We start from the raw sequence: 12,900 nt of genomic DNA, 5'->3' as shown, positions 1-12,900 counted from the left end.
TGAATTTTTCCAAGACTTTATAATCTTTGTACAGCTGCTGGTACTTATTTTCATCACTCTTATAAGAGAAGGAGACAACGCCGTCTGGGTCGTTCCTTCTCACTGCGTCACTGGCATCCTCGAGGTTTTTGGTGACATCTTTCATTGTATCAATGCCGCCTTTTCCCCAACTGCCTAATTCTATAAAGTCTCGGATACCTTCTCTGGTGTTTTCCCATTGCTTGCTCCGATAATGTACATCCAATCACTACACCTCCAGTTCATCGATAATTTTTGCGGCAATGGCTTGATCGGTTTCTATCATCTTTTCCAGTGTGTGAACGACCAATGTTGAGATCCGCGCGTAATGGTCTTGCAGTTCCATGAATTTATCGTTCGCATCTGGATAAGCTTCTATCGCCTTCATGGCTTTGCCTGATTTGTAGAAATTAGAATCCTTGATCTTGTTAATCGCTGGAAGGGCATTGGATTCTAAGTCATTCATAATAGCGAGCAGCGCTTTATATATACTCGTGATTTCCGCCGGATCAATCGTAATACTAGCAGTTGAACTACCTTGCGATGCGTGCAATTACCTTACCTCCTTCTGACGATATGGAAAGTCCAAAGCATCAAACAACAGCTTTAAAAACCAATGTTGACTGGCTTGGTAATAGTCCTTTTGATACGTATCAATCATAACCAGCTTTTCAGCTTTCGTAAGGACAAGCCATTGCTGATAGTAATTCGGATTGCGAGCAGACTGCGGCTTCACGCGTGGACGAAACAGCTCGATATTGATCATTCCGTCACTTGCTTCCAGCTGGTTGATTTCTTCTTTATCTGCTTCTGACAATTCACGCCTTAAAAAGTTTACCTCTCCTGCCAGCGGCTCACGGTTTAAAAGCGGAACTCTCTCTCCTAGCAGTTTAAGCACAAGCGGTTTTGCCATAATATAAAGCCTGTACGATGCTTCTTCCGTCTCCGCCAGGATGATCACTTCATTCGCCTCTTTCTCACGGAACGCGAACATCAAATTATTAATTCGAACGTATTTTTGGCTAAAGAAGTATTCATACAGCGATTGAATAATAACGATGCCATCTTTCGTCATTTTACCCTCAGGAGTGAAAATGTCTTTCTTTATAAGGCGTTCATGTGCTTCTCGCCAAGGTTCTTCCCCTTGAAGCTGATAAGCTTTTTTGTCAGGTAGTCCGAATAAAGCTTCTGCATCAAAAGCTGAAGCAAGCAAATACAATTCGGTAACATGAAAGCTATCTGTTTCCTGCTGGCTCATAGATTTTTCACTTCCCTAACTGAACTGTGGTTAGAAAAGTCAGCTTTATAGTCTTCCAAGTTATCCAGTGCTGTTTTCTGCAGATCGGCTGCATCTTTTAAATCACCATGATATTGTATAAGCAATTCCAAATAAGCCAGAAAACTATCACGCGATTTGCCTTTCCAATTTGACCCTTGCACTTGAGCTAGCAGATTCTCACTTTGCGCATACGTGTTGTTCAATGATTCTTTGAGCTTCGCTGCTGCTTCTTTAGCACTACTCCATTCCTCTTGATCAATTACCACATCTTCAGCCATTCGTTAATCCTCCTTTGCCTCTTCGATTGCTTTACGCTTGTAATACAAATACCGGTCATATGCCTGATTGCTTGCTGTAACAAGTCTGCTTCGATAGTCCATTTCCTCGTCCATATAATTGGAGAACTGCTTATCTAAGCGCTCTTGTGCAGGGAGAAAATCATTGGCAGGTATTGAATCACCTGCTACACAAGGCATGCTGTTTTTGTAAGAAGAAAAGGCAGATTCCGCTTCCTTAATCAGATTGTCGTGTTCTCTCCTCAAGTCTTCTAACTTATTGTAAAGATCATGATACTCGTCTCTTTTCCTCTCATTTTCTGTACCAATAAGCCAATCCCACATTTTGTATCCCCTCCCCTCTTCCATTCAGAGATTCTAGTTCGGTATCTTCACCTTCACATGCTGATGATCCATTGCTACATAGCATTCATACGCTTCTGGATATTGCTCCTGGCGAATGTACGGCTGCTTGAAAATATCCTGATCACCCAGGCGCATCCCAACGAGTCCAAAGATTGCTTGGCTTCTAAGGTACTTCGGAATTTGTTCGTAGCTGATGCCCAGATAGGTATAATCGCTGCAGATAATGAAGTGTATACCAGCTTTTGAACCGCGCTCCATCATATAGGTAACTTCATCCAATGTTAATCCGGACCGTTCGATAAAGTCCTGCAAGTCTGCAATTTGGATAAGCCATTTCGAATCGGTACTATTACTTGCATTTCGCTGTTTGATTTCATTCATAATCTCATTTTTAATCGCCGCGATGCCGACGTCTTCAGACACGTAGTTATGCATACTGCTCCCGATGTCCGAGAAGTCTTGATCAGCAGTATCAATCAGCATCGTCTGGTATGTTTCTTTCAGCAGCGTGACGTTTTTCGCCACTGACAGAATCATACGATCCAGTCCATCTTTGCGGTCACTGACGACCGTTAAGTTGCCGTGTTGTGCGGGGTTAAATCCAACTGGCAAAACTTCTTCGAAATCTAAGCCAAGTGGTATTTTTTTCTCTTCGACCATTCGTTTTGTTCTGCGTTGTTCTTTGAATTGCTGGAAGTCCACAACTCCTTCGGGCATCATTGGAATTGGATCTGGATAGTCGCCTTCCCATACGTCGTTCATCTCTTTTGCTAACCCTTGGATGTTGTCGAGTATTTGCAATGGTTCTTCGCCGTAAGCTGGAAGCATGGTCTGGAACAGAGCGGGATCTTCCAGTTTAATAAGTCCTCGGCCTGCAATTTCTTCAATTTCAATGTCAGTTCTTCCAACAATAGAACGCGCTTCATTACCTTCAATTAAATACAATGCGATTTGTGTCTTGATATTGGACAATAGCGGCATACGCATGGCACTTTGACGACCTGCACTGATAATAAGATGAATACCGATGCTGGCGCCTTCTCGGGCTACTTGTGTAATCACTTTTTCAAAATCATCACCAAAATCACTGTCTTTAACCGATTCATAGTTATCAATTACCAGACAAATGTTCGGGACGGTCTCCCCGCTTGCTCTTTCAAACAATCCTATATTCGCCACACCATATTGGCTCAGCTTCTGTTTGCGCTGCTTCATCACACCAGTCAGCATCCGAACGAGCTTTCCGACTTTCTCGGTCTGATCGACGAGGAATGTATCAGCCACGTGCGGCAGGTTTTTCAATGGCAGCAAACCATTTGTACCAAAGTCGAGCAAATAAACATGCAAATGCTCTGGATTATGCTGCTTCACTAAATCCATCACTACGGTTTGCAAGAAGGTCGACTTCCCGTAACCTGGACTAGAGAATACTGCTATGTGCCCGTCTTTGGAAAGATTCAATGTGAGCGGTGCTTGCTGCTGCAATTCCGGCTGATCAAGCAGTCCGATCATTGGCTGCAATGGCTGCTTCGGCTCTTTCCATGCATCTTGGAATACAAGAGGATGGAGTTCCGGTCCGAATAGCTTCTCTGGGAGCGGCGGCAGCCATGGACGCGCCAATGGTTCCATTTTCTGCTTTTCTGTGTAATCTGCAATATGATCAATAACAGCATCCAGTTCAGAAGGTATTTTTGCAACGGTTTCTTTCTGTTCCAGGCCGCTCAAATCTTCTGTTAAAATGTCGTACTGCCCTATGTCGTTGATAGCATAAATGGTTAAGTCAACATGGTCTTCGTCATTCTTATCCGGCACATAATCTGCTCCGCTCCAAGCACTTTGGAAAAGTTCGTAGATTTCGTTGTTACCGACTTGTAAATACGCTCGACCAGGAAGGGTGATTTCCGCTGCATCTGGTGTTTTTATAATTTCGTTTGAATCGCCAGCATTTTGTACTTTTAATGCTAATTTGAATTTTGAGTTCGACCAGATTTGATCATCTACAACACCGGTTGGTTTCTGCGTCGCCAAAATCAAATGAATCCCTAAAGAACGTCCAATTCGTGCAGTGGAGACAAGCTCTTTCATAAAGTCCGGCTGTTCGGATTTCAGTTCAGCAAACTCATCCGAGATAAGGAATAAATGCGGCATCGGCTCGTCCGCTTCTCCTTGCTTGAAGAGTTTCTGATATTGATTGATATGATTCACTTCATATTTTCCAAACAGACGCTGTCTCTTTTGCAGCTCCGCTTTAATAGAAGCTAAAGCTCGCATGGACTGTGCTTTGTCCAAGTTGGTAATCGTACCCATCAGGTGCGGTAACTTGTTGAACAGATTCGCCATGCCTCCGCCTTTATAGTCAATTAGTAGGAACGCGACTTCATAAGGGTGGAAGTTGACAGCAAGCGATAGAATGTAAGACTGGATGATTTCCGACTTACCAGAACCTGTTGTACCAGCTACTAAACCATGCGGTCCGTGTGCTTTCTCATGAAGATTAAGCCGAACAATATCTTCTTTACCGCGAAGCCCTAATGGAACAGCCAGTGTCTTGTACGTTTCATTACGCTGCCAGCGATTCTGAATCGCTAGTTCCTCTACTTTTTCTACACCATACATTTCTAAGAAAGTCACTTGCTCGGGTATCGAGTTTTTTAGGTTTTGTAAATGGTTGAGTGGCGCTAGCGCTCGCGAAACAGCTTCTTTATGGAAGTTCTTCGGAAAATGGTCCGGACGAAATGCTTTATTCACGAGTTCGCCTTCTTCTAGCACAATCTTACCGTCATTGCTGTCGCGAATGTCAATAACTGTTTTCACATGCTCTGGCAATGCCCGTAATACGTCTTGAACGAATACAAGTGAAACGCCATATTCACTTGGATCTTCATTGAAGAATTCCATAATTGTATGATCAAGGACAAGCTTTTCATCCGTAAGCAATACAACGTAATGCGGCGAGAAATAAATCTTCTCATTGGAATTCTTCTTCTCATCGACCTGCTGCTTGCGTTCCTTCAGTACTTGGTACATGCTGTGCAAAACTTGGTCGCGTGAGCGTTCATGGTAAACGAATCCGCGCACATTGATGTCACGTACGCTTGCATGCGGAAGCCAGCGCATCCACTCCCAATCTTTCTTCTCTTCTTCCGGAAAAACAGTAACAAACTGCAAATCATGATAGCTGTGAAAAAGCGACAGCTGCATAACAAGCAACTGCAATTGCTCCAATACTAACTTTCGCGGTCCAATATATCCGACAGGTCCTTTTCGTAGAGAAGTGATTACAGGAACATTTCTTAATTCATCGAATTGGCCCAGCAAATGTCTAGCTTCATCTACTAATTCATCTTTATCTTGCGTAAATTCTTCCTCGTTAAATGAAATTTCAAAGCTTGCATCGACGCTTCCTAAGCCCGTTCGAAAGTTTAAGAAATCATGATGGTACATTGTTTTTTCATAGATGCGTGCTTCTGTCGCAGCAGCCATCTCTGAGATTTCTTCAACATCCGGATAGTGATATTGCAGTGCATGCCGCTGTTCTTCACTAGCGGCATACAATTCCTTCGTTTTACGCTGTAAATATTCTTTATATGTTTTCTCACGGTGTTTCATATTTGCTTTATACTCTTTCACACTCTTTACATAAGAGGTAATCGAGAAAATAATCGTAACTGTTGTCACAGCAACCATAACAATAATGAAAATACCTCGCGGCTGTATTAGTGAAATAATTACCAAGGCCGCAATCATAACTAACGGAGGTATGATCGTTCTCGCTAACTGCTCACTTGGCTTGCTTGGCTTATTGGCAGGTTTAGCAATTGTCTTTTTTTCTTCTGGCTCTCGGTATATAATTCGTGGAGAACGATGATAATCTGGATATTCGCCGCTATATGGCTTTTCTTGCCCAATCAATTCAACTAGTGACGTATCTATTGCTTCGTCTGCTTGTAGTTCAATGCTGTCTGCGCTTATTTTTAATAAGACACCGTCAGCAAACAGGATGTCGCCCTCTTCTATCAGTATCTCTTGATCATGCGTTACAAGCTGATAATTGTGGTAGACAGCCCCACTTTGAATATCCAATTCAAAGACAGGTAACGATTCTCTTCTCATCAGAACAAAGTCTGCTTTCCAGTTCTGTTTGCTAATTGCATTATAAGAAGCTGCTCCAAAAGTAAGATTTGACTGTCCGGCAATATCGTACAAAATAGTCGTATGCGCATCTATTACATATAAGGAAAGCTCTCCTATGTGTTTTACATTGGTGATTATTTCCTTGTCATCATGTAAGTTGTGTCCATCCCATTCCAATACCAATTCATTTGGAAGCGCAGCTATTGTTACTTGGTTTTTACGGCTGTTTCCTATGGTTATCGTTTGGCCGGAATCTGCCGGTAAATGGCATTTATGCAATTTTTCTTGATATGCAGCTAGCAGTATTTTATGTGCCATCGTTCCTTCTTCCTCTCTATGCACGCCATCCATTGCTGATCGACATTATTTCTCTTCTTGTTTCTTCTCTTCTTCTGCCTTCTTCTCTTCCTCGTTCTTCTGCTCTTCCTGAGATGCGCCTTCCTGCTCTTCAGATGCTGACGCAGCCTCTTGCTCAGGTCCCTCTTCTGTTCCGGCGTCTTCACCAAGAGGATCAAGATTGTATTCTTCCAGCAATTTATCCAGCTGATTTTGTAAATCTTCTACTTGTTTATCGCGTTCTGTTCCCGAGATGTCTGGGTTGTTTTTCACTTGTTCCATTTTTTTAATTAAGCCATAGATAATCAGCTGTGGATCGTCGATAAATTTAGCTTTTTCTAAAGAAGCATCAAATTCACCTTGTCCGTTGTAAATCCAATAAAGCAAATAATCTTGATCGCTTTGGAGCGTTACATTATTTAAAATTGATTTTTTCTCTTCATCTGATAGAGATTCGGCTTGAATGTAAGAGTAAGCTAACGCATATTTCGTTTGACTCGGCAGTTTAGCTGGATCTTCATCTTCTAAAGTGGAAATCACTTCGTTATAGTCTTCTGCCAAAAACTTCTCAAATGCTTCCAGCTGCTTGTCCTGAAAAGGCTCTTTGATCAGTGCAAAGTAAACAAGTGGTACTGCTAATAATACACTGAGAATAATCATGACAATCGTCAACTGTTTATAAAGGCGGAAGCGTTTGGTTGGTACGAAGCTCATTACTTTATCTGTTTTCTTCTGCTCTTTTTCATAGCTTTCATGAAGAAACTTTCTGAGTGCTTCTATAGAATCAGCTTGCTGAACACCTTTTTCGAAATCTGACTCATTAGCATTGTCTAAAGAACCATGGTAAAGCTGATCAAATGTATACTTTTTTGAAAACATAGCAATACTCATGCATTTGTATTGTTTTAGGAAAGTTTCTGACTGTATGTCAAATGGGGGTACAGTCTCACGCACACCGCGATGAATAAGTTGCGGCATTAAATTCTCATCGAATACTAGATTGTCTGGATGAAGAAAGAACGTGATTCGACTGGAAAGGAATTTTTCAAGCTTACCAATATTGCTAAGAATACGCAGCTTATCATGGTGACGCAGCTGTTGTGCCTCAGACCATTCTTGGCGTTGATCATGAATAGTGTAAATAAAATCTAAACTATCCTCATTATCTTGTGCCTCCATCGGTACAAAAAAATCAGAAGGCTGATGCATTAAATACAGCTGTCGAATATCGTTAACAGCTGTTTGTGATTTCGGTATAGTAATTCGAACTGTTTGGTTTTCTCGCCGCAGATTATATATGGCGTTATCTAATTCTATCTTTTTCTCATTCATAGTGGGCTGGCTCCTTCACAATCAGCACAGACGGCAGCAGTTTATAAGACAACAAGTACGTCGCCGTCTGTTACTGGATAGTCTCTCAGATAGTCATCATCCGCCAAGACAAGATTCTTCGTCAGAATCTTGATTGTGGAAATAGTGTAGCTTTGTTCAATACGCAATGTTTCCATTACATGATGAAGCAGCTGCTTCACCGTCAATTGGGTAGGAATACGTAAGTCATAAACAGAATTTTCTCCGCTGACACGATGAAAATCCATTGTTACGTTAACATGTTTCGTATTAGCCATCGTCTTTCTCCTAGTCTAATAATTTTCTCATCAGCATGTACAAACCAACACACAGTACTAGCGCAATTCCGGTTAAGAAGATTAAAACGCCTTTTCCTGAGTCCTCTTTCGTTTCATCCGATTCCTCCTGTGCAGTTGCTGCCTCCGACGTATAGTCAGAAGTAAATAACGAATCCTGCACTTGCTCATTACGCGTTGGCGCATCAATTTCAAGGGTGAAGATCGTATTTTGCAGGTCTTCCAATCCTGATTTCTGCTTTTCAGATTTTTGCTGAATTTCTTCCGTGGTATCGGCTTTAAATAGATTTGGAAACTTTTTTTCCTTTTCTGTTTCTTGGTTTTCCGTTACGGCATCCTTGTCTTTTTGGATACGGTCGATTTGCAAATCCAGGCTACCATCTTCATTTTTATCTTCAGAATGAGTTTCTGCTGATACTTCCAATGGAAGTATCAGCAGAAAGATAATGAATATGGACGCCAAATCAAACCGTTTCTTGTTGGTCTTCATCGGCAATATCTACTCCTTTGTCCGTTTGACTGAACACCAGCAGGTTCACAATTGCCCCTGCTGCTGCGGCAACAATCAAAATGAATATCGCAGCGGTATAGTTGACGGAACCTTCTACAATACGAAGCATAAATGTTTCCATGTACTGCAAAGGAGAAAACTTCTCAATAGCTGGGAATGCTGTGCTTGCTGTCCCGATTGCATCCGTAAAGAACAGATACACACTGAATATTGCTAGCAGGATGAACATCCCTATCATTTTTAGCTGCCTCAGCAGGTATGTTGCTACTAGCAGCATAGCTGTGATAAGAAACGCCATAACGGCTGTTATCTGCAGCTTGTTCATGTCATCGATAGGCAAGTAATAACTTGACACGATACCAATAACAATACCTTCTAGCACACCAAGACCAGCGGTAATAATAGTGATTGGTACATTCTGTGCCAATAAGGTGCTTTCTGATGCAAATTGGTCACTTTGTTTACGCTTCATATGCAATGTTGAAATCACATAAGCTGTAAACAATACGACAATGAAGCTAATCAGCACAAGATAATAAGGCGTGAAGATCGTTTCACTTTGTGCTGCAATGGTACCCTCGTTACTAGTTTGAACAGGATTTGATAGGAATTCATATAAATTTTCGTTCTGTCTTTCCCCAACTCGGCTATTTTCCAATACTTCTGTAAAGTTCTCTGTAAAGTTACGGTCATCCGATAGTTTATCGGTCATATTGGATGCGAGCTGTTCCGCCTCGCTCACTAGTGTAGTACCGCTTTCTTCAATCTGTTGCGCTTGTGTATCGATACTCTCAAAAGTATCATAAACTTGGTCAGCTGTATTTGTATTACTCTGAGCCTGTTCAGCCAAAGCTTGACTTGACGTTAACAGCGGCTGGAACTCACTATTAAGTGTAAGAACAGCTTCCTGCTCGCCCTGTGCGTTCGTCTGAATCTCTGCCTGCTGCTCAAGCAATGCCAGCATTTGATCCCGCCATGCTGCTACATCCTCTAATGTCTGATTCACACTTTGGTTCAACACTGCAGCTTGTTCATTCGTGGCAGCAACTTGATTCGTCAGTGAATCAGCATTTGCAATCGTCTGCTGTAGCTGTTCTTGGTAATTGCTTACTTGCAGACGGAATGTTTCCGTCGGTGTACGCAGCTGTTCTGTTACACTGCCAGTAATCTGACCAGTCATATAGTCTGTAAGCAACTGTTTAATATCTTTTTTATTAAACAGTGAGTGAAGTGAATTTGGCGTCGAAAGACTATCTAATGACTCTTCATTGAAACCTTTAGGAAGCCCATGCAGACCAAAGCCATAATAGCTTTCGTACAGTGCGCCTAACTCTTGGTAACCAGAGATAGAATTTGCCGCCGTTTGAATTAACGTTTTTGTAGTTTTATCGAGATCTTCTACAGATGAGCTAATTTCATGCTTGATAACGTTGTTTTCAATATAAAGCTTCTCTGGCTCTTGTTCTTCCTTGTCTTCGTCCGGTTCATCAGCACCAGGATTTTCTTTGTCTTCATCAGGTTTATCTGTTCCAGGGTTTTCTCCGTTTTCATCAGGTTTACCTGTCCCAGGTTCCTCACCTGCATTTTCATCATCAGTTGGCTTTTCACCATTAGACGGTTGTTCAGGCTTTACGCCACTTTCATTTCCTTGTTCCGTTTCAGGTGTATCTGTGTTTCCTTGGTTTGAATCTCCATCATTGTTTGGCTCTTTTTCCTGGTTCGGTACTGTTTCTGCTTCCTCTTTAGGAGGCGTCGTAGCGTTTGTGTTATCTTCTGTGTTGCCATCCTCAACGTTCATATTGGTTTTCGTATCGATATTTAAAGAGGCGAGCAGTTGTCCAGAAGCAGGTGCATATGCCAATTCGTCTGGCTTGTCCACATCTTTAATATCTTTTTGTTCTAACTCCCAGCTCCAATTGATCGGGTTAAATACATCAAAGTTTTCTGCTTCTTCTTTTCGTAGTGTAAGATTTACTTTGAACTCGCCCTCACGGTTTGCTGGCAGCTTAACTTTTCTTTCTTCTACAATTTTAGTTGTATAGTTTTGCTCTTCTTCACCTGGAAGCTGGAGTGTTAGATTTTCAATGGTGAATCCGTCTGGTTTATCTAAAGTGAAGATTTGACCTTCTTTTTTGTTTTCTTCCAGGATCACTGTATCTGTTACCTGTACTCCTTCTTCCGTTAACTTTTCATTCAAGCGATTGAATTCGTCTTTTAAAGTGTCAGAATCAGGGTTATAACTCTTATTATTTTCGGACAAATACTTGTTCGTTGTTGCAATCACGTTCGTAATCTCATTAACAACGTTATTGTCTTCATCCTCTAATCCTACACCTTGAAAGTCTTCCGGATCCAAAGATGGAAGTTTTTCAATAGCAGTGTTTATTCTAGTTTTAGCTACCTCATCTGGATCATCGAAAAGCATGTTGACAATCTCTATACTCGAATCTTCTTCCAAATCATTTACAATCGTGTTATTGATTCTTTCACCGATCTTATTTCGAAACTGTTCATTGCTTTCTGTTAAGTAGGCATTAATGTCTTGCTGTAAAGCTGCCACTCTTTCAGATGATTGCTGCAGCTGCTGTTTTAATGAGACAGATCCAGAATAGATGTTAGCTGTATTGAGCGCTGTGACAGGTGTGCGCATCACGGATGTATTGGCAGCATTTTCACGGTTAGCCGCAAACTGTTGATTGATGGCCTCATTTGTAGCTGCCAGCTGATCGAGCTGCTGTTCTACCTCTGCAGAAGTAAGACCTTCACTAAATTGAGCCATTTGTTCTTGGAAGGTTGCTAGATTTGTTGTATTCGACTCTTTTAATTGCATTACTTCGTCTAATTCATCAACAAAATCTGTGCCTGTCTGTGATTCCTCTACTAACTGTTCTTCATAAGAAGCTAATAAATCTTCGAAACTTGTAAAGCTCTCTTTGGATGCTTTTGTATTGTCTTGCACGCTGTTAAATTGATCTGTATAACCTGATAGCGGCTGATATACATTTGAATTATAGGAATTCGTATATACTGCCTGTCGGTTCACCATTTGGCCGATGCTATCTTGCGCATTTTGCAGATTTCCGATGATGCTGGCAAAATAAACGTCAATGATTTGACGGTTAAAGTCATTCAATATATCGCTTGCTGTCTTTTCTGCTTGCTGCTTTATTTGCGGCGATTCTGATGCATTAACCTTATATTGAAGCACTACCTGCTCTGGCGCTTCAGCTGTTATGTTTAACGATTTTTCTGAGAAGTCATTGGGAATTACAATCATCATGTCATATGTATTATTCTTTAAGCCGCTTTCCGCAACTCCCCGACTCACAACGAACCATTCATTATTTTCGTTCTCACTAACTGAACTGATAAAGGCATCTCCAAAGGCTAGTTCGGTTCCATTGAAAGTAGAGCCATTATCTTCATTGACGAGAGCGATAGACATATTTTGTGTCTTCGGCTGCTCTGCTGTCTTGGTCGTTTCTTGGTGAAGCGTTAGGTAAGATAAACCAGACGCTAGCAATACAATCAGTACTAGAAACAAAATCCATCTTTTATCAAACTTTTTCAATGTATTTTCAACTCCTGGTGTCTCCAGTTTGTATATTTTGTTGTTTTAAACAAACACTAAGTAAAACAGCATGGTACATTATGACCTGTCTTTCTACATTAATTAGGCTGCATAACGCATGCGTCATGCAGCCCACTCTGTCGTCTCATGCGACGGTTACGCAGCAGCCAGATGGGTGCTTATCTGAAACCGAAGTTTTGGGATAGTGCTTGATCTTGCTCTTGTACTGCTTGTGCTGTTTTTTCCAACTGTGCTTGGATATCAAGCATAAGCTGAGAGAACTCTTGAACTTTTGGTCTTAGCTGAACGAATTGATCATCAAAGCGATCGAATGCTCTACCTTCCCACTCTGTGCGAAGTTGGTCTTGCAAGTTAGATAGTGTGTTTAGAACATCATCGATACGTTGAGAACTAGTACCATATGTTTTTGCGTGGTTTTGTAATTGCTCTGGGGTCATGCGAATTTGTCCAGACATTTACTCAGCTCCTCATCATTTTTTTACAGAAGGTTGTATCTATTCCAATAAATGTATACCCATTACCTTCACAGTTAAATCCTAAAGAAAGTAAAAATTAAAGTCAACGGACTATGAAACGATTTCCAGAAATTGATTAGTAAGTCATGGTGTTGGCTAGGATTATATCCCGGTTATTGCCACATAATTATAAACATCCGTTATAAAAGTCTTATAAACTGGTAAAATGAGGATTTTTGTCGAATTACATAATAGCAGCATAAATGTCATAAAAAATAGAGCGTGTAG

General features: G+C 41.3%; 10 protein-coding genes. All 10 read right to left on the bottom strand.

Annotated features, from left to right (window positions below; all coding sequences use genetic code 11):
• Positions 1 to 247: 247 nt before the first annotated feature.
• Positions 248 to 571, bottom strand: a complete 324-nt coding sequence (locus KS242_RS06820) for a hypothetical protein (RefSeq protein WP_217323624.1) — start codon at positions 569 to 571, stop codon at positions 248 to 250.
• Positions 572 to 1,276: a DUF5081 family protein gene (locus tag KS242_RS06815; RefSeq protein ID WP_217323622.1), complete on the bottom strand. Its 705-nt coding sequence runs from the start codon at positions 1,274 to 1,276 to the stop codon at positions 572 to 574.
• On the bottom strand, positions 1,273 to 1,575 hold the full coding sequence (locus KS242_RS06810) for a WXG100 family type VII secretion target (RefSeq protein ID WP_217323620.1): 303 nt from the start codon (positions 1,573 to 1,575) through the stop codon (positions 1,273 to 1,275). Before KS242_RS06810 ends, KS242_RS06815 begins: the two co-directional genes overlap by 4 nt.
• Positions 1,576 to 1,578: 3 nt before the next feature.
• Complete coding sequence (locus KS242_RS06805) at positions 1,579 to 1,917, bottom strand: nucleoside phosphorylase-I family protein (protein ID WP_217323619.1); 339 nt, start codon at positions 1,915 to 1,917, stop codon at positions 1,579 to 1,581.
• Between the two features lie 33 nt (positions 1,918 to 1,950).
• A complete protein-coding gene (gene essC, locus KS242_RS06800) occupies positions 1,951 to 6,390 on the bottom strand; it encodes a type VII secretion protein EssC (RefSeq protein WP_217323618.1) in 4,440 nt (1,479 codons plus the stop codon).
• 45 nt (positions 6,391 to 6,435) lie between these two features.
• Positions 6,436 to 7,740: a type VII secretion protein EssB gene (gene essB / locus KS242_RS06795; protein ID WP_217323617.1), complete on the bottom strand. Its 1,305-nt coding sequence runs from the start codon at positions 7,738 to 7,740 to the stop codon at positions 6,436 to 6,438.
• A 41-nt stretch (positions 7,741 to 7,781) separates the two neighbouring features.
• Entirely contained in the window at positions 7,782 to 8,036 is a 255-nt protein-coding gene (locus tag KS242_RS06790) for an EsaB/YukD family protein (protein WP_217323615.1), read from the bottom strand.
• Positions 8,037 to 8,046: 10 nt separating this feature from the next.
• The gene (gene essA / locus KS242_RS06785) at positions 8,047 to 8,544 is read right to left on the bottom strand and encodes a type VII secretion protein EssA (RefSeq protein WP_217323614.1); all 498 of its coding nucleotides are present in this window, start codon (positions 8,542 to 8,544) and stop codon (positions 8,047 to 8,049) included.
• Positions 8,519 to 12,136 (bottom strand): type VII secretion protein EsaA, encoded by a 3,618-nt coding sequence (esaA, locus tag KS242_RS06780; RefSeq protein WP_217323612.1) that lies wholly within the window; start codon positions 12,134 to 12,136, stop codon positions 8,519 to 8,521. The genes essA and esaA overlap by 26 nt, the downstream gene beginning before the upstream one ends.
• Before the next feature lie 179 nt (positions 12,137 to 12,315).
• Positions 12,316 to 12,612 (bottom strand): WXG100 family type VII secretion target, encoded by a 297-nt coding sequence (locus tag KS242_RS06775; RefSeq protein WP_217323611.1) that lies wholly within the window; start codon positions 12,610 to 12,612, stop codon positions 12,316 to 12,318.
• Positions 12,613 to 12,900: the final 288 nt, after the last annotated feature.

Origin of the sequence: Terribacillus sp. DMT04 (assembly GCF_019056395.1) — a bacterium.
Lineage (GTDB): Bacteria > Bacillota > Bacilli > Bacillales > Amphibacillaceae > Terribacillus > Terribacillus aidingensis_A.
The sequence above is the reverse complement of the archived record's forward strand: the minus strand, read 5'-3'. Positions and strand labels throughout refer to the sequence as shown.